We start from the raw sequence: 21,819 nt of genomic DNA on the forward strand, positions 1-21,819 counted from the left end.
TAAAAGTAAGGGTATTACTTCTATTTATTATAGTTTCACTTTATTTTTTATATCGATAAGCTCAAAACGTTCACAAACGAGTAGCATATCTTCAGAAAAGCCAAGGCCAAGCTCATATAGTTCCTTTGTAAAGAACTGTATATGGGTGTCTCTCCAGTAATTATAAGTATGATCGCCTTCACCTTCAGCTATAGCAAATTCTTCGGTTACTTCATTCATTGGTGTTACAGTTACTTCTATTGTCTTAATAAGTGCTACAGGTTCATCCTGACTATTGAGTATAATACTATAATCTTTAGTTGTCGGCAGCGGTTCGTTTTCTAATTCATAAAAAATATGACCGGAGCATGTTGCGGTTTTAACACCATCAATGACTAGTTTAGCGAGATAATCAGGAGAATCACCAAATTGCCAAGCTGTAACGGATTTCGGTTTTTCATTGTTCCCCCAATAAGTATCCCAATATGTTTGCGCTAATGGATTCATTTGTATATTTACCTCACTTTAGTTAAAGTTCATTTTCTTTATAAGCCCTGGGCAATTTGCTTATTTGTAATAGTTTTGTAGTCATTTAAAATTTGTATTGCTGTATTACGGATCAATAAAAGTAATAGCTGAATGAATATGGTTTATAAACCCGTTCTGTCCATTTATGGCCATTTTTCCCGTAGACGCCCATAGTAATAGACGGGATTTTTAATTTGCGGATTGTTTCATATGGTAATGGATATAGTTGTTATGTAGTCTATTTGTGATTTGGGTTGCAATAAAATTAGGATCAATGCCAGACAATGTATCGCCTACGTGTACTTCTCTTCCGTAAATATAGAAACGAGGAAGAAGTTTACCTGCAGTTCCTGTATAAATGTAGCGCTGAGTATCTCCATCATATAAAGGTGTTATAAAATCATTGTTAATAGCCAAACGATACTGTAATTGTTTTTCTTGCTTCAATCTTTTTAGTTCGGTTAAGGCAGAGATAATTTCACGATGTTCCCCTTCTTCATCTCCATTGAATAAGAGAAGTAGATTTCCTTCGATTAAATGCACATGTTCTGAGAAGTATAGTATATTGGCTAGATGAATGGCAGCACCGATTTTCATATCAAGAGAACCACGGCCAAAGAACCACTCTCCAGATTTTGCGTCGGTTTGAACATTTGTATCACTTTTATAGGTTTCAAAATATTGTTCGAGTGTTTCAGGAGAGAAAGCATGTTCCTTTAACGATCTGAAGTCTTCAATGCCGACCGTATCTAAATGAGAATGATAGATAATAGTAGAAGTTGAATCATGTTTCCCTTTTACAAACGCAAATGCATTTTTCCTCCCTATTGGATTATGAGGGATATATTGAATCCATACATGCTCAGGATGTTCTTGAAAATAAGGGAAGTTTTTTAAGATGCCATATAGTTCATCTATAATACCGACTTCGTGTTAATACTATTAAATGAAACTAAATGATTTGTTAGCAATCCGATTTGTTTTTCTAACGTTAAACCTTGCAGCTGTTTGTATATGGACATAGGATAAAACCTACTTAAATCTTATAATTGGGGGTCTTTCGAAGAGAAGATAAGTGCAAGTGAAAAAACTATAGTACGATTACTTAAATACAAGGAAGTAGTGATGTAAAGGGTTGGGAACATTTGTTCTATCGTGGTGTAATAGGTATACTTAATCAATTGAGGTGCTTATTTTTAATTCAGTATATGTGTTTAAAGAAGAAATGCTATTACTAGGTTCGGATTTCAAATATAGCTTTTAACGTTACATATTTTAATGAAGTGTTGATTGGTAGTAAAGAATATTGGGAATATTAATATTGATCTATTACCCACTATGCCATATTGAAGCGAGTAATACTAGAGGTGAAATAGATAAAAACCGATATTCCTTGAATATCGGTTTAATAATATGTGGCTTATATGAAGCTATAGCAATACGAAAAGTGTAAATAAGATGGCTAACAAAATACGATAATATGCAAAAGGTTTTAAACCTATCTTTTCTAAAAGCTTCAGGAAAGTTATTACCGCTAGCATTGCTACAAGAAAAGAGGTAATGAATCCTACCGCAAACATAGGAATATCATCTACACTTAAATACTTCCAACTTTTTAATAAGTCTAACCCTGTAGCTCCGACCATTACAGGAATGGCAATGAGAAAAGAGAACTCAGATGCAGCCTTATAATTTACTTTCGCTAATAGCCCTCCAGAAATAGTAGAGCCAGCCCTTGAGAAGCCAGGATATACTGCTAAGCATTGAAACAATCCAATTGTTAATGCTTGACGGTATGTTAAATCATCTAGTGAAAAAGAGGTTGCCTCTGCCTTTTTTACTTCTGCAAAAATCATAAGAATTGCTCCTGCTACAAGTCCGATTACGACAGTATACGGCTGGAATAAGTATGTTTTAATAACATCATGTAATAATAAGCCAACAACTACTGCTGGGAATACACCTAGAAAAACATGTAATGCATTGAATTTTTTCTCTTTCCGTAGAAGGGGTTTAATATTACATAAAGAAACAAGGCGTTTATGATATAAAATCGCGATAGCTAAAATTGCCCCTAACTGTATGACAATTTCAAACGTTTTTGCCCTTTCTCCTTCAAAACCTAATAAATGTCCGACTAATATAAGATGGCCAGTAGAAGAGATGGGTAAAAATTCTGCTAACCCTTCTACAATGCCAAGTATGAAGGCAATGATAAGATCGCTCATAGTTTCACTCCTATAAATTAATGAATATCTACTCTTTTAAAATAGAATAGTGTTGTAATAAATCCGAAAATAGCTGTTACTGCAATGATGATATAAGAATACTCTGGTGGATATGTGGATTGTAATTCGTTATTTGCTATATCTAGGGTAGCGGTCCACGGAAATAAATCTTTATGCTTTGAGTTTACGAGCATAAGGTTAGTCATTGTAATAATGATTGTTAATATAATAGGCGGTACATAGGTCTTCATTACAAGAGTTAATAGTACAATAGGTGAAGACAAAAGAAAGAGAAGTCCACCACATATTAAAAATTTCACGAGAGAGCCTAAAAGTAAGGTGATACTAAATCCAGGGAAGCTACCTATTAGCCCTAATAATAAAGTTAGCGCCCAAGCGACTAAAGTTAGCATCATAATCCAAAGAAATAGAAGGATAAATTTACTTATAATAAAGCTAATACGTGATACTGGGATAGTTAGCAAATTTTTTAATGTATCTTCCGTGTATTCGCGGGTAAATAGATAAGCGATTACAACTCCATATAAGGGGAATCCTATAACTAAAGTAGTATACAAGTTAACTTCAGTGAATAATTGATGAAACAAAATAGTAGGGGTAGGCTGTTTTGTTTTTATATGTATATAAGATGCTACAACTACTAGAAAAGGTGCGACACCTGCCCCGATAATACTAATCAAAAACATATTAGAGCGTTTTAATTTTAATAGTTCTGTATAGAGTAGATTAACCAATTGTGCCACCTCCAACTAGTTTGGTGAAATAATCTTCTAGTCTATCTTCGCTCATCATAATTTTTAATACTTCAACATCATTGCGAACTAACGTTCTATTGATGTGTCCTTGCTGTCCAAAGTGAGAATAAACGCGAATATTTCCTTCATCATGTACCTCATAATCAAAAATTTGAAAATGATTTTCTAATAGCATCGCAGCTTTATTATCATTATTTACCTGGAATTCTATGTACTTACGATTGGCTTTACGCAGTGTATCAAGAGAAACTTCTTCTAATAACCTTCCTTCATGAATAATTCCCATACGATCGACTAGTTGTTCCACCTCAGCTAATATATGACTAGAAATGAGTATCGTTATATTTCTGTCTTGAGCTAAAGATTTAATGAGTTTTCGCATTTCTTTAATACCGATTGGATCTAGTCCGTTAGTTGGTTCATCTAGTATGAGTAGTTCAGGATAATGGAGGAGAGCACGTGCAATTCCTAAGCGTTGCTTCATTCCTAAAGAGTATTTTCCTACTAGTTTTTTTGTTTCGTGCTGCAAGCCTACAATTTCTAATGCTTCTTCAATTGCATTCCTTTTGTGAACTCCAATTATCTTTGCATTAATTAATAAGTTCTCTCTTGCAGTTAAGTTTTCATAAAATCCTGGGACTTCAACGATAGAACCAATTCTTCTTAAAATGTCTTTTTGATTCCGAAGTAAATCCTCACCGAATATTTCTATATTTCCACTTGTAGGTTTTATAAGACTAAGCAGCATACGGATTGTAGTTGTTTTACCAGCACCGTTACGCCCTATGAATCCATAAATCTCTCCTTGCTGTACATTTATATTTAGATTATCTACTGACTTTTGGGTCCCATAAACTTTAGTAAGGTTTGTCGTTTTTATAATTGTATTTATAGGGGGCACCTACTTTCTATAAGTTCTTAATTACATAATAAAAAGGAAGGTTTAACTGCATATTAATCATTTCTTAACTATTTCTTAAAAATAGTGTGTTTTGGGACGGAAAAACTAAAAGTAGTTCGTTCCCGGGGAATACTGTCAACCCATATACGCCCACCATTTTTTTCAACGAGGGCTTTAGAAATAGAAAGTCCGAGGCCACTACCACCGTAAGAAGGATTTCTTGATTGTTCGCTGCGGTACATCCGCTTAAATACGTTTTGTAAATCATGTTTTGGAATACCGGGTCCCTTGTCCCAAATAAGAAGCTCATATTCTGTATTGGTTTCTAGTAGTTCGACTCCTACTATTTTCCCAGCTTTTCCGTGATGGATAGCGTTTTTTATTAGATTACCTATAATTCGTATAAGGCTAAGGTGATCTGCAATAATAGGAGAAGTAGATTCTGGTATGAGAACTTGTAGTTCAATGTTATGTTTTGATAGCTCGGGTAAGAATTCGATTAATACTTCTCTAGTAACTTCAGAAAAATCGAGTTCTTCTTCTTTTAATGGAAATTCATCAGCATCTAGCTTGGCCATATTAAAGATTTCATCGACCAGATGTTTTAAGTCATTCGATTTCTTATAAAGTATTTCAAGATATTCTTGCTTTTCTACTTCAGAAGTAGCGACATCATCTTTTAAAGCATCAATATATCCAATAATAGAAGTGAGTGGTGTCCGGATATCATGTGAGATATTAGATAAAAGTTGTTTTCTAGCTTCTTGGGATTTCCTTGCTTCGATCTGACCCTTTTCTAATGCAGCTATTAATTCGTTTATTGAAAACACGATATTATTTAATGAACGGTCGTTATTTGTGAATAGCCTCGTTTGTAAATTCCCTTTAAGTGCACGGCTTAATTTAGTAACCATCGATTCGTTGCTTTGAATAAAGTGAACTCTTGAAAAGAAAAGGTATATTGTGATTATGATAAGAGCAATAAATAAAGATACTTTTACATGGTATCCCATATCTATATTTAAAAGTCCGCAAATGATAAGTTGTAATGAAATAAGAAAGAGGACCTTATCAATTTTCAACCTTTTCACCTACAAACTTATAACCGATTCCCCATACAGTCTGAATAAATTTTGGATTGGAAGAATTGATTTCTATTTTCTTTCTAAGCTTTCTAATATGCACCATAACGGTATTATCATCTTCTATATAATTATCGTCCCATACATTTCGAAAGAGTTGTGTTTTTGTAAATACTTGCTCTGGGTTTGAAGCGAAGAATCTTAATAGTTCAAGTTCTTTTCCAGTTAAGTTGATTTCTTTTCCGTTCGTATGGACTGTGTATTTTTTAAAATCGATAGTTAGTCCTTTAAATGTTAAAGCTGTTTTCTCTTGTACGTTAGTATTACTTCCAAGAACTAAAAAACGTCGCATAAGAGCTTTTACTCTTGCAATCACTTCGTGAATACTGAAAGGTTTCGTAATATAATCATCAGCACCTATGCTTAAGCCCAAAATTTTATCAACTTCGTGATCTTTAGCAGTTAGCATTAATATAGGAATGTTGGTTGTATCTCTAAGTTTTCTGCACACCTCGATACCATCTACTTTCGGCATCATAAGATCTAATATAACGAGGTTGTAGTTATTTTGGTTAAATAAGCACAACGCTTCTTCGCCATTAATTGCAGTATCTACCATATATAATTCTCGCTCTAAATATCTTTTTAATAAGTCTCGAATTTCTTTATCGTCATCTGCTATAAGAATACGTATATCTTTCATATCGTCACCTGTTTCTAATAGAATGTTATTAATATTACAATTTGATAAACAAAGGGGAATAGGGAGTGGTAATAAAAAATAAAACAACTTTCTAATTATATACTATTAATTGTTAAAATAAGGTTGCTAGTTTAGCTGAAAAGAATCAATCGTATGAGTTCGGTAAGATGGGGGAAGCGAGTCCTTTGAAATAGAGAAGTGCCTAAATTGAATAGTGTTTAGAAGAATAGATTGGTAAAGAAAAGTAGACGAAGGTTGCTATTTTAATGAAACCTTTGTAGGTCCTTATCTAGAGTTAAAAGAGTGCAAAGGTACTAAATTAAATTTCTTTATAAAAAGGTGTTGACGATTAGAGTATTGAGGTGTAATATAGGACAAGTCGCCGATAGCAACAACGCAGAAAGCGACAAAAGAAATAAAAAAACTTGGTTGACATTGAAATATGAAAATGTTAACATAAGGGAGTCGCAAATGAGCGGCAGATAAGTTCTTTGAAAACTGAACGAAACAAACAACGTGAACGTCAATTTTTATTTTTAGATGCTAGACAAACTAACTTTATTGGAGAGTTTGATCCTGGCTCAGGATGAACGCTGGCGGCGTGCCTAATACATGCAAGTCGAGCGAATGGATTAAGAGCTTGCTCTTATGAAGTTAGCGGCGGACGGGTGAGTAACACGTGGGTAACCTACCCATAAGACTGGGATAACTCCGGGAAACCGGGGCTAATACCGGATAATATTTTGAACTGCATAGTTCGAAATTGAAAGGCGGCTTCGGCTGTCACTTATGGATGGACCCGCGTCGCATTAGCTAGTTGGTGAGGTAACGGCTCACCAAGGCAACGATGCGTAGCCGACCTGAGAGGGTGATCGGCCACACTGGGACTGAGACACGGCCCAGACTCCTACGGGAGGCAGCAGTAGGGAATCTTCCGCAATGGACGAAAGTCTGACGGAGCAACGCCGCGTGAGTGATGAAGGCTTTCGGGTCGTAAAACTCTGTTGTTAGGGAAGAACAAGTGCTAGTTGAATAAGCTGGCACCTTGACGGTACCTAACCAGAAAGCCACGGCTAACTACGTGCCAGCAGCCGCGGTAATACGTAGGTGGCAAGCGTTATCCGGAATTATTGGGCGTAAAGCGCGCGCAGGTGGTTTCTTAAGTCTGATGTGAAAGCCCACGGCTCAACCGTGGAGGGTCATTGGAAACTGGGAGACTTGAGTGCAGAAGAGGAAAGTGGAATTCCATGTGTAGCGGTGAAATGCGTAGAGATATGGAGGAACACCAGTGGCGAAGGCGACTTTCTGGTCTGTAACTGACACTGAGGCGCGAAAGCGTGGGGAGCAAACAGGATTAGATACCCTGGTAGTCCACGCCGTAAACGATGAGTGCTAAGTGTTAGAGGGTTTCCGCCCTTTAGTGCTGAAGTTAACGCATTAAGCACTCCGCCTGGGGAGTACGGCCGCAAGGCTGAAACTCAAAGGAATTGACGGGGGCCCGCACAAGCGGTGGAGCATGTGGTTTAATTCGAAGCAACGCGAAGAACCTTACCAGGTCTTGACATCCTCTGAAAACTCTAGAGATAGAGCTTCTCCTTCGGGAGCAGAGTGACAGGTGGTGCATGGTTGTCGTCAGCTCGTGTCGTGAGATGTTGGGTTAAGTCCCGCAACGAGCGCAACCCTTGATCTTAGTTGCCATCATTAAGTTGGGCACTCTAAGGTGACTGCCGGTGACAAACCGGAGGAAGGTGGGGATGACGTCAAATCATCATGCCCCTTATGACCTGGGCTACACACGTGCTACAATGGACGGTACAAAGAGCTGCAAGACCGCGAGGTGGAGCTAATCTCATAAAACCGTTCTCAGTTCGGATTGTAGGCTGCAACTCGCCTACATGAAGCTGGAATCGCTAGTAATCGCGGATCAGCATGCCGCGGTGAATACGTTCCCGGGCCTTGTACACACCGCCCGTCACACCACGAGAGTTTGTAACACCCGAAGTCGGTGGGGTAACCTTTATGGAGCCAGCCGCCTAAGGTGGGACAGATGATTGGGGTGAAGTCGTAACAAGGTAGCCGTATCGGAAGGTGCGGCTGGATCACCTCCTTTCTATGGAGAATTGATGAACGCAGTTCATCAATAAACGTTGACTTGTTTTGTTTCGTTCAGTTTTGAGAGAACTATCTCTCAAGTTTAAATGTATGTTCTTTGAAAACTAGATAACAGTGTAGCTCATATTTTTTTAATTTTAGTTTGGTTAAGTTAGAAAGGGCGCACGGTGGATGCCTTGACACTAGGAGTCGATGAAGGACGGGACTAACGCCGATATGCTTCGGGGAGCTGTAAGTAAGCTTTGATCCGAAGATTTCCGAATGGGGAAACCCACTATACGTAATGGTATGGTATCCTTACCTGAATACATAGGGTATGGAAGACAGACCCAGGGAACTGAAACATCTAAGTACCTGGAGGAAGAGAAAGCAAATGCGATTTCCTGAGTAGCGGCGAGCGAAACGGAATCTAGCCCAAACCAAGAGGCTTGCCTCTTGGGGTTGTAGGACATTCTATACGGAGTTACAAAGGAACGAGGTAGACGAAGCGACCTGGAAAGGTCCGTCACAGAGGGTAATAACCCCGTAGTCGAAACTTCGTTCTCTCTTGAATGTATCCTGAGTACGGCGGAACACGTGAAATTCCGTCGGAATCTGGGAGGACCATCTCCCAAGGCTAAATACTCCCTAGTGATCGATAGTGAACCAGTACCGTGAGGGAAAGGTGAAAAGCACCCCGGAAGGGGAGTGAAAGAGATCCTGAAACCGTGTGCCTACAAATAGTCAGAGCCCGTTAATGGGTGATGGCGTGCCTTTTGTAGAATGAACCGGCGAGTTACGATCCCGTGCAAGGTTAAGCTGAAGAGGCGGAGCCGCAGCGAAAGCGAGTCTGAATAGGGCGTTTAGTACGTGGTCGTAGACCCGAAACCAGGTGATCTACCCATGTCCAGGGTGAAGTTCAGGTAACACTGAATGGAGGCCCGAACCCACGCACGTTGAAAAGTGCGGGGATGAGGTGTGGGTAGCGGAGAAATTCCAATCGAACCTGGAGATAGCTGGTTCTCCCCGAAATAGCTTTAGGGCTAGCCTTAAGTGTAAGAGTCTTGGAGGTAGAGCACTGATTGAACTAGGGGTCCTCATCGGATTACCGAATTCAGTCAAACTCCGAATGCCAATGACTTATCCTTAGGAGTCAGACTGCGAGTGATAAGATCCGTAGTCAAGAGGGAAACAGCCCAGATCGCCAGCTAAGGTCCCAAAGTGTGTATTAAGTGGAAAAGGATGTGGAGTTGCTTAGACAACTAGGATGTTGGCTCAGAAGCAGCCACCATTTAAAGAGTGCGTAATAGCTCACTAGTCGAGTGACTCTGCGCCGAAAATGTACCGGGGCTAAATACACCACCGAAGCTGCGAATTGATACCAATGGTATCAGTGGTAGGGGAGCGTTCTAAGTGCAGTGAAGTCAGACCGGAAGGACTGGTGGAGCGCTTAGAAGTGAGAATGCCGGTATGAGTAGCGAAAGACGGGTGAGAATCCCGTCCACCGAATGCCTAAGGTTTCCTGAGGAAGGCTCGTCCGCTCAGGGTTAGTCAGGACCTAAGCCGAGGCCGACAGGCGTAGGCGATGGACAACAGGTTGATATTCCTGTACCACCTCTTTATCGTTTGAGCAATGGAGGGACGCAGAAGGATAGAAGAAGCGTGCGATTGGTTGTGCACGTCCAAGCAGTTAGGCTGATAAGTAGGCAAATCCGCTTATCGTGAAGGCTGAGCTGTGATGGGGAAGCTCCTTATGGAGCGAAGTCTTTGATTCCCCGCTGCCAAGAAAAGCTTCTAGCGAGATAAAAGGTGCCTGTACCGCAAACCGACACAGGTAGGCGAGGAGAGAATCCTAAGGTGTGCGAGAGAACTCTGGTTAAGGAACTCGGCAAAATGACCCCGTAACTTCGGGAGAAGGGGTGCTTTCTTAACGGAAAGCCGCAGTGAATAGGCCCAAGCGACTGTTTAGCAAAAACACAGGTCTCTGCGAAGCCGTAAGGCGAAGTATAGGGGCTGACACCTGCCCGGTGCTGGAAGGTTAAGGAGAGGGGTTAGCGTAAGCGAAGCTCTGAACTGAAGCCCCAGTAAACGGCGGCCGTAACTATAACGGTCCTAAGGTAGCGAAATTCCTTGTCGGGTAAGTTCCGACCCGCACGAAAGGTGTAACGATTTGGGCACTGTCTCAACCAGAGACTCGGTGAAATTATAGTACCTGTGAAGATGCAGGTTACCCGCGACAGGACGGAAAGACCCCGTGGAGCTTTACTGTAGCCTGATATTGAATTTTGGTACAGTTTGTACAGGATAGGCGGGAGCCATTGAAACCGGAGCGCTAGCTTCGGTGGAGGCGCTGGTGGGATACCGCCCTGACTGTATTGAAATTCTAACCTACGGGTCTTATCGACCCGGGAGACAGTGTCAGGTGGGCAGTTTGACTGGGGCGGTCGCCTCCTAAAGTGTAACGGAGGCGCCCAAAGGTTCCCTCAGAATGGTTGGAAATCATTCGTAGAGTGCAAAGGCATAAGGGAGCTTGACTGCGAGACCTACAAGTCGAGCAGGGACGAAAGTCGGGCTTAGTGATCCGGTGGTTCCGCATGGAAGGGCCATCGCTCAACGGATAAAAGCTACCCCGGGGATAACAGGCTTATCTCCCCCAAGAGTCCACATCGACGGGGAGGTTTGGCACCTCGATGTCGGCTCATCGCATCCTGGGGCTGTAGTCGGTCCCAAGGGTTGGGCTGTTCGCCCATTAAAGCGGTACGCGAGCTGGGTTCAGAACGTCGTGAGACAGTTCGGTCCCTATCCGTCGTGGGCGCAGGAAATTTGAGAGGAGCTGTCCTTAGTACGAGAGGACCGGGATGGACGCACCGCTGGTGTACCAGTTGTTCTGCCAAGGGCATAGCTGGGTAGCTATGTGCGGAAGGGATAAGTGCTGAAAGCATCTAAGCATGAAGCCCCCCTCAAGATGAGATTTCCCATAGCGTAAGCTAGTAAGATCCCTGAAAGATGATCAGGTTGATAGGTTCGAGGTGGAAGCATGGTGACATGTGGAGCTGACGAATACTAATAGATCGAGGACTTAACCATATAATATGAAGCAAATGTTATCTAGTTTTGAAGGAATATACCTTCAATAGTTTGGTGATGATGGCAGAGAGGTCACACCCGTTCCCATACCGAACACGGAAGTTAAGCTCTCTAGCGCCGATGGTAGTTGGGACCTTGTCCCTGTGAGAGTAGGACGTCGCCAAGCAAAAACCTAAGTCGTTTCGACTTAGGTTTTTTTGTGTATATTTTTATTTACCAAATGTTAAAATCCATAAGTTTAATAACGTTAAAGACGAAAAAATAATGAAATAGAAACGGTATAAAATGAAATTTGGATATTAAAGTGATAAGAAGGTTATAAAGTAATACGTTTAAATATCAATTGAAGGTAAGAATTACCTTTTTATGTTAATTTAGTTGTAGAGTGAACAATAATGTTTTTGATCTAATATGAAAAGGTTATGCGAAAAAGAGCTGGATGGCTATTTTTCACATAACCTTTTTGTGGTTTTAAAGGATTTTACTTAAGAAAAAATCTATAATTAAGGTAGTTAACATATATTTTTTGATGGGTGTGGGGGATTATGAAAGAAATATGCATGTTATTAGTGGCTGTTATATTATGGGGGACGGCAATTGCGCCAACGAAATGGGCATTAGAATCTATTCAACCATTTACTTTGTTATTTATTCGTCTTTTCTTTGCGGGTGGAATTTGTATGCTTTTTTCATATGGCCAACTTCAAAAAGCGATCGTACATAAACATATTCCATGGAAAAGAATGAGTTTGCTATCTTTTACTGGTGTAGCTGGGTATTTTATGTTCACATCCTACGGGATTTCTTTAACAAGTGGATTACATGTTAGTATCATTGATGCTGCATTGCCATTAGTTACAATTCTTTTTTCAGCGTTCTTTTTGAAAGAGAAAATTCAGCCGAATTATTGGATCGGTATTATATTGGGGGCTATAGGGGTACTTCTTATTACAATTTCATCTAACAATGCTGATCAAGAGGTATCTTTAATAGGAGATATCCTTATTTTATTAAGCACCTTCTTATTTGCTTTCTATACAGTATTGTTAAAACAGCCGAAACAGGAACAGTATCTATCAAACAAGGTTTTTACAACATTAACTTTAATTATTGGATCGGTTATTTTATTACCATTTGCAATGGTAGAAACTTTTTATTACGGTTTCCCAAAGATTGAAACCTGGAAGACTGGATTTAGTGTAATGTATCTTGTTATTGGAGCGACAATTTTAGCATATTGGTGTTGGAATAAAGCACTAGAGAGAGTTACAGCATCAGTAAGTGGATTATATTTAAATGCATTGCCGCTAATAAGTATTGTTGCTTCAATTGTTCTATTAAATGAATCTTTAACGTGGAGAATAGTAATAGGCGGCGGCTTAGTTTTATTTGGAGTGGTATGGGCGGATAAAAGTAAATTAATTGATCTATTTATCATTTCCCGACAGAAAAGTCCCGCCTCAAGGAATGAGTAGGACGATAGTTTAAATAGAGAGGAGGAGTTCGAAAGTTTAAAGAGTGCATGTATATAATGTGTAATTAAAAGGACGTCTTGTATGTAATGGGATGTCCTTTTTTATTATTTTCATTGAAATAGAGAAATAGGATAACTGAAATAAATATAGAAAATACCTTTGGGAATTTTTTTATTATTAATTGAATAAAAGGTGTTGACGATTAGCGTATAGAGGTGTAATATAGAACAAGTCGCCGATAGCAACAACGCAGAAAGCGACAAAAGAAATAAAAAAACTTGGTTGACATTGAAATATGAAAATGTTAACATAAGGGAGTCGCAAATGAGCGACAAACAAGTTCTTTGAAAACTGAACGAAACAAACAACGTAAACGTCAATTTTTATTTTTAGATGCTAGACAAACTAACTTTATTGGAGAGTTTGATCCTGGCTCAGGATGAACGCTGGCGGCGTGCCTAATACATGCAAGTCGAGCGAATGGATTAAGAGCTTGCTCTTATGAAGTTAGCGGCGGACGGGTGAGTAACACGTGGGTAACCTACCCATAAGACTGGGATAACTCCGGGAAACCGGGGCTAATACCGGATAATATTTTGAACTGCATAGTTCGAAATTGAAAGGCGGCTTCGGCTGTCACTTATGGATGGACCCGCGTCGCATTAGCTAGTTGGTGAGGTAACGGCTCACCAAGGCAACGATGCGTAGCCGACCTGAGAGGGTGATCGGCCACACTGGGACTGAGACACGGCCCAGACTCCTACGGGAGGCAGCAGTAGGGAATCTTCCGCAATGGACGAAAGTCTGACGGAGCAACGCCGCGTGAGTGATGAAGGCTTTCGGGTCGTAAAACTCTGTTGTTAGGGAAGAACAAGTGCTAGTTGAATAAGCTGGCACCTTGACGGTACCTAACCAGAAAGCCACGGCTAACTACGTGCCAGCAGCCGCGGTAATACGTAGGTGGCAAGCGTTATCCGGAATTATTGGGCGTAAAGCGCGCGCAGGTGGTTTCTTAAGTCTGATGTGAAAGCCCACGGCTCAACCGTGGAGGGTCATTGGAAACTGGGAGACTTGAGTGCAGAAGAGGAAAGTGGAATTCCATGTGTAGCGGTGAAATGCGTAGAGATATGGAGGAACACCAGTGGCGAAGGCGACTTTCTGGTCTGTAACTGACACTGAGGCGCGAAAGCGTGGGGAGCAAACAGGATTAGATACCCTGGTAGTCCACGCCGTAAACGATGAGTGCTAAGTGTTAGAGGGTTTCCGCCCTTTAGTGCTGAAGTTAACGCATTAAGCACTCCGCCTGGGGAGTACGGCCGCAAGGCTGAAACTCAAAGGAATTGACGGGGGCCCGCACAAGCGGTGGAGCATGTGGTTTAATTCGAAGCAACGCGAAGAACCTTACCAGGTCTTGACATCCTCTGAAAACTCTAGAGATAGAGCTTCTCCTTCGGGAGCAGAGTGACAGGTGGTGCATGGTTGTCGTCAGCTCGTGTCGTGAGATGTTGGGTTAAGTCCCGCAACGAGCGCAACCCTTGATCTTAGTTGCCATCATTAAGTTGGGCACTCTAAGGTGACTGCCGGTGACAAACCGGAGGAAGGTGGGGATGACGTCAAATCATCATGCCCCTTATGACCTGGGCTACACACGTGCTACAATGGACGGTACAAAGAGCTGCAAGACCGCGAGGTGGAGCTAATCTCATAAAACCGTTCTCAGTTCGGATTGTAGGCTGCAACTCGCCTACATGAAGCTGGAATCGCTAGTAATCGCGGATCAGCATGCCGCGGTGAATACGTTCCCGGGCCTTGTACACACCGCCCGTCACACCACGAGAGTTTGTAACACCCGAAGTCGGTGGGGTAACCTTTATGGAGCCAGCCGCCTAAGGTGGGACAGATGATTGGGGTGAAGTCGTAACAAGGTAGCCGTATCGGAAGGTGCGGCTGGATCACCTCCTTTCTATGGAGAATTGATGAACGCAGTTCATCAATAAACGTTGACTTGTTTTGTTTCGTTCAGTTTTGAGAGAACTATCTCTCAAGTTTAAATGTATGTTCTTTGAAAACTAGATAACAGTGTAGCTCATATTTTTTTAATTTTAGTTTGGTTAAGTTAGAAAGGGCGCACGGTGGATGCCTTGACACTAGGAGTCGATGAAGGACGGGACTAACGCCGATATGCTTCGGGGAGCTGTAAGTAAGCTTTGATCCGAAGATTTCCGAATGGGGAAACCCACTATACGTAATGGTATGGTATCCTTACCTGAATACATAGGGTATGGAAGACAGACCCAGGGAACTGAAACATCTAAGTACCTGGAGGAAGAGAAAGCAAATGCGATTTCCTGAGTAGCGGCGAGCGAAACGGAATCTAGCCCAAACCAAGAGGCTTGCCTCTTGGGGTTGTAGGACATTCTATACGGAGTTACAAAGGAACGAGGTAGACGAAGCGACCTGGAAAGGTCCGTCACAGAGGGTAATAACCCCGTAGTCGAAACTTCGTTCTCTCTTGAATGTATCCTGAGTACGGCGGAACACGTGAAATTCCGTCGGAATCTGGGAGGACCATCTCCCAAGGCTAAATACTCCCTAGTGATCGATAGTGAACCAGTACCGTGAGGGAAAGGTGAAAAGCACCCCGGAAGGGGAGTGAAAGAGATCCTGAAACCGTGTGCCTACAAATAGTCAGAGCCCGTTAATGGGTGATGGCGTGCCTTTTGTAGAATGAACCGGCGAGTTACGATCCCGTGCAAGGTTAAGCTGAAGAGGCGGAGCCGCAGCGAAAGCGAGTCTGAATAGGGCGTTTAGTACGTGGTCGTAGACCCGAAACCAGGTGATCTACCCATGTCCAGGGTGAAGTTCAGGTAACACTGAATGGAGGCCCGAACCCACGCACGTTGAAAAGTGCGGGGATGAGGTGTGGGTAGCGGAGAAATTCCAATCGAACCTGGAGATAGCTGGTTCTCCCCGAAATAGCTTTAGGGCTAGCCTTAAGTGTAAGAGTCTTGGAGGTAGAGCACTGATTGAACTAGGGGTCCTCATCGGATTACCGAATTCAGTCAAACTCCGAATGCCAATGACTTATCCTTAGGAGTCAGACTGCGAGTGATAAGATCCGTAGTCAAGAGGGAAACAGCCCAGATCGCCAGCTAAGGTCCCAAAGTGTGTATTAAGTGGAAAAGGATGTGGAGTTGCTTAGACAACTAGGATGTTGGCTCAGAAGCAGCCACCATTTAAAGAGTGCGTAATAGCTCACTAGTCGAGTGACTCTGCGCCGAAAATGTACCGGGGCTAAATACACCACCGAAGCTGCGAATTGATACCAATGGTATCAGTGGTAGGGGAGCGTTCTAAGTGCAGTGAAGTCAGACCGGAAGGACTGGTGGAGCGCTTAGAAGTGAGAATGCCGGTATGAGTAGCGAAAGACGGGTGAGAATCCCGTCCACCGAATGCCTAAGGTTTCCTGAGGAAGGCTCGTCCGCTCAGGGTTAGTCAGGACCTAAGCCGAGGCCGACAGGCGTAGGCGATGGACAACAGGTTGATATTCCTGTACCACCTCTTTATCGTTTGAGCAATGGAGGGACGCAGAAGGATAGAAGAAGCGTGCGATTGGTTGTGCACGTCCAAGCAGTTAGGCTGATAAGTAGGCAAATCCGCTTATCGTGAAGGCTGAGCTGTGATGGGGAAGCTCCTTATGGAGCGAAGTCTTTGATTCCCCGCTGCCAAGAAAAGCTTCTAGCGAGATAAAAGGTGCCTGTACCGCAAACCGACACAGGTAGGCGAGGAGAGAATCCTAAGGTGTGCGAGAGAACTCTGGTTAAGGAACTCGGCAAAATGACCCCGTAACTTCGGGAGAAGGGGTGCTTTCTTAACGGAAAGCCGCAGTGAATAGGCCCAAGCGACTGTTTAGCAAAAACACAGGTCTCTGCGAAGCCGTAAGGCGAAGTATAGGGGCTGACACCTGCCCGGTGCTGGAAGGTTAAGGAGAGGGGTTAGCGTAAGCGAAGCTCTGAACTGAAGCCCCAGTAAACGGCGGCCGTAACTATAACGGTCCTAAGGTAGCGAAATTCCTTGTCGGGTAAGTTCCGACCCGCACGAAAGGTGTAACGATTTGGGCACTGTCTCAACCAGAGACTCGGTGAAATTATAGTACCTGTGAAGATGCAGGTTACCCGCGACAGGACGGAAAGACCCCGTGGAGCTTTACTGTAGCCTGATATTGAATTTTGGTACAGTTTGTACAGGATAGGCGGGAGCCATTGAAACCGGAGCGCTAGCTTCGGTGGAGGCGCTGGTGGGATACCGCCCTGACTGTATTGAAATTCTAACCTACGGGTCTTATCGACCCGGGAGACAGTGTCAGGTGGGCAGTTTGACTGGGGCGGTCGCCTCCTAAAGTGTAACGGAGGCGCCCAAAGGTTCCCTCAGAATGGTTGGAAATCATTCGTAGAGTGCAAAGGCATAAGGGAGCTTGACTGCGAGACCTACAAGTCGAGCAGGGACGAAAGTCGGGCTTAGTGATCCGGTGGTTCCGCATGGAAGGGCCATCGCTCAACGGATAAAAGCTACCCCGGGGATAACAGGCTTATCTCCCCCAAGAGTCCACATCGACGGGGAGGTTTGGCACCTCGATGTCGGCTCATCGCATCCTGGGGCTGTAGTCGGTCCCAAGGGTTGGGCTGTTCGCCCATTAAAGCGGTACGCGAGCTGGGTTCAGAACGTCGTGAGACAGTTCGGTCCCTATCCGTCGTGGGCGCAGGAAATTTGAGAGGAGCTGTCCTTAGTACGAGAGGACCGGGATGGACGCACCGCTGGTGTACCAGTTGTTCTGCCAAGGGCATAGCTGGGTAGCTATGTGCGGAAGGGATAAGTGCTGAAAGCATCTAAGCATGAAGCCCCCCTCAAGATGAGATTTCCCATAGCGTAAGCTAGTAAGATCCCTGAAAGATGATCAGGTTGATAGGTTCGAGGTGGAAGCATGGTGACATGTGGAGCTGACGAATACTAATAGATCGAGGACTTAACCATATAATATGAAGCAAATGTTATCTAGTTTTGAAGGAATATACCTTCAATAGTTTGGTGATGATGGCAGAGAGGTCACACCCGTTCCCATACCGAACACGGAAGTTAAGCTCTCTAGCGCCGATGGTAGTTGGGACCTTGTCCCTGTGAGAGTAGGACGTCGCCAAGCAAAAACCTAAGTCGTTTCGACTTAGGTTTTTTTGTGTTTATTTTTATTTACCGAAGGTTAAAATCCATAAATTTAATAACGCTAAAGACGAAAAAAGAATGAAATAGAGGCTGTTTAAAATAATGGCAATGATTTTTTGTACTCCTGATTTTCCGAATGCTCCTAAAATAATCCCTAAGATAGGAAAGATTATTTCTATCATAAGTGTATATTTTAAATAATGAGAGTAGAAAAAATGGGCTGATATAAATAAGTATTCAATAATTATAGAAATTACTGCGATGGAGAAAAATAAATAGGATAATAACACAGTTATTTTTTTCACGGTTATTCCTCCTTAGAAATTAAATCGTTATAATATAAGTTCTATTGATGTATAGAACACAAGAGTGTATATATATTAATTAAAACATACTGAAGTACCATATAAACAGTTATACGTAAAATAGATCTCTAGAAATATATATTCTAATTCCCTTGCCTTCTTGTATATAGTTGCAATTCTTCTTTTGAATATAACTAAAACACGAACGTTATCGATGACTAATAAAAAAACATTCGATTATTTATTGACATTGTTTATGAAATATTGTTAATATAGCCATAGAAACAATAATATATAAGACCTCATATAATCGCGGGGATATGGCCTGCAAGTCTCTACCTAACGACCGTTATTCGTTAGACTATGAGGGAAAGTCACTCGGTATTTTTCTATTCACAAGGGATACGTATGCCTGAGTAGAGCGCTTTCTCTCATAGTAAAAGAGAAACTGTTCTATTTCAGGCTTTTTTTATTTGAATCGGGGGGATTCTAATATGAAATCACTAGTTGGAGTCATAATGGGAAGCACGTCAGACTGGGAAACAATGAAATATGCTTGTGACATTTTAGATGAATTAAATATACCGTATGAGAAAAAAGTTGTATCTGCTCATCGGACTCCGGATTATATGTTTGAATATGCAGAAACAGCTCGTGAACGTGGATTAAAAGTTATTATTGCTGGAGCTGGTGGAGCAGCACATTTACCAGGAATGGTTGCAGCGAAGACAAATCTTCCTGTAATCGGTGTCCCAGTTCAATCAAAAGCGTTAAACGGCCTAGATTCGTTATTATCCATTGTCCAAATGCCAGGAGGGGTTCCAGTTGCAACTGTTGCAATTGGTAAGGCTGGTTCAACAAATGCTGGATTGCTTGCTGCACAAATACTTGGATCATTTCATGATGACATACATGATGCATTAGAGTTGAGACGAGAGGCTATTGAGAAAACTGTGCGTGAAGGTAGTGAGCTAGTATGACGAGAATCATCTTACCTGGAAAAACAATCGGCATTATTGGAGGCGGCCAGCTTGGAAGAATGATGGCGATGGCAGCTAAGGAGATGGGTTATAAAATTGCTGTTTTAGATCCTACAAAGCATTCACCATGTGCACAAGTTGCTGATATTGAGATTGTTGCATCTTATGACGATCTAAAAGCAATTCAGCATTTAGCAGAGATAAGCGACGTTGTCACATATGAATTTGAGAATATTGATTATAGATGTTTACAATGGCTTGAGAAACATGCGTATTTACCACAAGGTAGTCAATTATTAAATAAAACGCAAAATCGTTTTACTGAAAAGAATGCAATTGAAAAAGCGGGGTTACCGGTAGCATCGTATAGATTGGTTCAAAATCAAGATCAACTTACAGAAGCAATTAAAGAGTTATCTTTCCCTTCTGTCTTAAAAACAACGACAGGTGGATACGATGGTAAAGGGCAAGTGGTTTTAAAGAGTGAAGCTGATGTTGTGAGAGCAAAAGAGCTTACTAATAAAGCAGAATGCATTCTTGAAAAATGGGTACCTTTTGAAAAAGAAATATCAGTTATTGTAACTCGTAGTGTAAGTGGTGAAACGAAAGTATTTCCCGTAGCAGAAAATATTCATGTGAATAACATTTTACATGAATCTATCGTTCCAGCTCGCATTACAGAAGAACTTTCTCAAAAAGCAATTACTTATGCAAAAGTACTTGCGGATGAATTAAAACTTGTGGGAACACTAGCGGTAGAGATGTTTGCTACAGCTGACGGTGAGATTTACATTAATGAATTAGCACCAAGACCTCACAACTCAGGGCATTATACGCTTGATGCATGTGAAACGAGTCAATTTGGTCAACATATTCGAGCAATCTGTAATTTACCTCTTGGAGAAACAAATTTGTTAAAACCAGTTGTCATGATTAACATTTTAGGCGAACATATAGAAGGGGTCCTAGGACAAGTGAATAGATTAACCGGGTGCTATTTACACTTGTATGGAAAAGAAGAAGCAAAAGCGCAGCGAAAAATGGGGCATGTTAATATTTTAAATGATAATATTGAAGTCGCTCTAGAAAAAGCGAAGAGTTTGCATATTTGGGACCATCAAGAACAACTGTTGGAGGGAAAAAGATGATTAATCGTTATACACGCCCTGAAATGGGTGCGATTTGGACGGAAGAGAACAAATTTAAAGCGTGGTTAGAAGTTGAGATTTTAGCGTGTGAAGCATGGGCTGAGCTTGGCGATATTCCAAAAGAAGATGTGAAAAAAATTCGTGAACATGCATCATTTGATATTGATCGTATTTATGAAATTGAAAAAGAAACACGTCATGACGTAGTTGCTTTCACTCGTGCTGTATCAGAAACACCAACATTAGGTGAAGAACGTAAATGGGTTCATTACGGTTTAACATCTACAGACGTAGTAGATACAGCTTTATCTTATATCTTAAAACAAGCAAATGAAATCTTGTTAAAAGACTTAGAAAACTTTGTTAGCATTTTAGCTAATAAAGCGAAAGAGCATAAATACACGATTATGATGGGAAGAACACACGGTGTACATGCAGAGCCAACAACATTTGGTTTAAAACTTGGTCTTTGGTATGAAGAAATGAAACGTAACGTAGAGCGTTTCAAACAAGCTGCTGATACAGTTCGCGTTGGTAAATTATCTGGTGCGGTTGGTACATATGCAAATATTGATCCATTCGTAGAAAAGTATGTTTGTGAAAACTTAGGATTAGAAGCAGCACCAATTTCAACACAAACATTGCAACGTGATCGTCATGCACATTACATGTCAACACTTGCACTAATCGCAACATCTGTTGAAAAGATGGCAGTTGAGATTCGTGGTTTACAAAAGAGTGAAACACGTGAAGTTGAAGAGGCTTTCGCAAAAGGTCAAAAAGGTTCTTCTGCAATGCCGCATAAACGTAATCCAATTGGATCTGAAAATATGACTGGTTTAGCTCGTGTTATCCGCGGTTATATGATGACAGCTTACGAGAATGTTCCGTTATGGCATGAGCGTGATATCTCTCACTCTTCTGCAGAACGCGTAATTTTACCAGATGCTACAATCGCGTTAAATTACATGTTAAATCGCTTTGGTAATATCGTTAAAAACTTAACTGTATTCCCAGAGAATATGAAACGCAATATGACAAGAACATACGGCTTAATTTACTCTCAGCGCGTAATGCTTACACTAATTGACAAAGGTCTGGTACGTGAAGAAGCTTATGATATCGTACAGCCTAAAGCAATGGAAGCTTGGGAAACACAAGTACAATTTAAAGAGCTTGTAGAAGCTGACGAGCGTATTACAAGTAAGTTAACGCAAGAAGAAATTAACGAATGTTTCAATTATGAACATCATATGCAACACGTTGATACAATCTTTGAACGCCTTGGATTAAACGAAGCGTAAAATTTCATATGGCAC

The 21,819-nt window shown here is 41.6% G+C and carries 11 protein-coding genes, 6 rRNA genes, 1 pseudogene and 1 riboswitch; of the genes and pseudogenes, 10 read left to right on the forward strand and 8 right to left on the reverse strand.

Annotated elements, in window-relative coordinates:
* Positions 1-27 precede the first annotated feature (27 nt).
* The 7 genes and pseudogenes from NSQ47_RS22280 to NSQ47_RS22310 form a co-directional block, all read right to left on the reverse strand.
* Positions 28-486, reverse strand: coding sequence for an ASCH domain-containing protein (locus NSQ47_RS22280; RefSeq protein ID WP_341037999.1), 459 nt, complete (start codon positions 484-486; stop codon positions 28-30).
* 246 nt (positions 487-732) lie between these two features.
* Positions 733-1,407: pseudogene (locus NSQ47_RS22285) on the reverse strand (M20/M25/M40 family metallo-hydrolase); the annotation flags it as partial.
* 530 nt (positions 1,408-1,937) lie between these two features.
* The gene (gene uppP, locus NSQ47_RS22290) at positions 1,938-2,735 is read right to left on the reverse strand and encodes an undecaprenyl-diphosphate phosphatase UppP (RefSeq protein ID WP_341038000.1); all 798 of its coding nucleotides are present in this window, start codon (positions 2,733-2,735) and stop codon (positions 1,938-1,940) included.
* A gap of 17 nt (positions 2,736-2,752) precedes the next feature.
* The gene (locus NSQ47_RS22295) at positions 2,753-3,490 is read right to left on the reverse strand and encodes an ABC transporter permease (RefSeq protein ID WP_341038001.1); all 738 of its coding nucleotides are present in this window, start codon (positions 3,488-3,490) and stop codon (positions 2,753-2,755) included.
* Positions 3,483-4,412: an ABC transporter ATP-binding protein gene (locus NSQ47_RS22300; RefSeq protein WP_341038002.1), complete on the reverse strand. Its 930-nt coding sequence runs from the start codon at positions 4,410-4,412 to the stop codon at positions 3,483-3,485. The genes NSQ47_RS22295 and NSQ47_RS22300 overlap by 8 nt, the downstream gene beginning before the upstream one ends.
* A 68-nt stretch (positions 4,413-4,480) precedes the next feature.
* A complete protein-coding gene (locus NSQ47_RS22305) occupies positions 4,481-5,494 on the reverse strand; it encodes a sensor histidine kinase (RefSeq protein ID WP_341038003.1) in 1,014 nt (337 codons plus the stop codon).
* Positions 5,484-6,197: a response regulator transcription factor gene (locus NSQ47_RS22310; RefSeq protein WP_341038005.1), complete on the reverse strand. Its 714-nt coding sequence runs from the start codon at positions 6,195-6,197 to the stop codon at positions 5,484-5,486. The genes NSQ47_RS22305 and NSQ47_RS22310 overlap by 11 nt, the downstream gene beginning before the upstream one ends.
* Before the next feature lie 558 nt (positions 6,198-6,755).
* Between NSQ47_RS22310 and NSQ47_RS22315 the strand changes: the two genes are divergently transcribed.
* The 7 genes from NSQ47_RS22315 to rrf (NSQ47_RS22345) all read left to right on the forward strand — a co-directional run bounded on the left by NSQ47_RS22315 (position 6,756) and on the right by rrf (NSQ47_RS22345) (position 18,047).
* A 16S ribosomal RNA gene (locus NSQ47_RS22315) occupies positions 6,756-8,307 on the forward strand.
* Between the two features lie 146 nt (positions 8,308-8,453).
* A 23S ribosomal RNA gene (locus tag NSQ47_RS22320) occupies positions 8,454-11,375 on the forward strand.
* A 50-nt stretch (positions 11,376-11,425) separates the two neighbouring features.
* A 5S ribosomal RNA gene (gene rrf, locus NSQ47_RS22325) occupies positions 11,426-11,541 on the forward strand.
* A gap of 379 nt (positions 11,542-11,920) precedes the next feature.
* Positions 11,921-12,850: a DMT family transporter gene (locus tag NSQ47_RS22330; protein ID WP_002159508.1), complete on the forward strand. Its 930-nt coding sequence runs from the start codon at positions 11,921-11,923 to the stop codon at positions 12,848-12,850.
* Positions 12,851-13,261: 411 nt separating this feature from the next.
* Positions 13,262-14,813 (forward strand): 16S ribosomal RNA (locus NSQ47_RS22335).
* 146 nt (positions 14,814-14,959) lie between these two features.
* Positions 14,960-17,881 (forward strand): 23S ribosomal RNA (locus tag NSQ47_RS22340).
* 50 nt (positions 17,882-17,931) lie between these two features.
* Positions 17,932-18,047, forward strand: a 5S ribosomal RNA gene (gene rrf / locus NSQ47_RS22345).
* Together the 16S, 23S and 5S rRNA genes form the textbook arrangement of a ribosomal RNA operon.
* A 43-nt stretch (positions 18,048-18,090) precedes the next feature.
* Here rrf (NSQ47_RS22345) and NSQ47_RS22350 read toward each other — a convergent pair.
* Positions 18,091-18,372 carry a hypothetical protein gene (locus tag NSQ47_RS22350; protein ID WP_341038006.1) on the reverse strand — a complete coding sequence of 94 codons (282 nt, stop codon included), beginning with the start codon at positions 18,370-18,372 and terminating at the stop codon, positions 18,091-18,093.
* 282 nt (positions 18,373-18,654) lie between these two features.
* Positions 18,655-18,756: riboswitch (purine riboswitch) on the forward strand.
* Positions 18,757-18,866: 110 nt separating this feature from the next.
* Here NSQ47_RS22350 and purE point away from each other — a divergent pair.
* The 3 genes from purE to purB are packed head-to-tail and all read left to right on the forward strand — an operon-like array spanning position 18,867 to position 21,804.
* Entirely contained in the window at positions 18,867-19,352 is a 486-nt protein-coding gene (gene purE / locus NSQ47_RS22355; protein WP_002010008.1) for a 5-(carboxyamino)imidazole ribonucleotide mutase, read from the forward strand.
* A complete protein-coding gene (purK, locus tag NSQ47_RS22360) occupies positions 19,349-20,500 on the forward strand; it encodes a 5-(carboxyamino)imidazole ribonucleotide synthase (RefSeq protein WP_078179985.1) in 1,152 nt (383 codons plus the stop codon). The genes purE and purK overlap by 4 nt, the downstream gene beginning before the upstream one ends.
* On the forward strand, positions 20,497-21,804 hold the full coding sequence (gene purB / locus NSQ47_RS22365) for an adenylosuccinate lyase (protein WP_002091361.1): 1,308 nt from the start codon (positions 20,497-20,499) through the stop codon (positions 21,802-21,804). The genes purK and purB overlap by 4 nt, the downstream gene beginning before the upstream one ends.
* Positions 21,805-21,819 lie beyond the last annotated feature (15 nt).

Source organism: Bacillus sp. FSL R10-2780 (genome assembly GCF_038006125.1).
Lineage (GTDB): Bacteria > Bacillota > Bacilli > Bacillales > Bacillaceae_G > Bacillus_A > Bacillus_A cereus_U.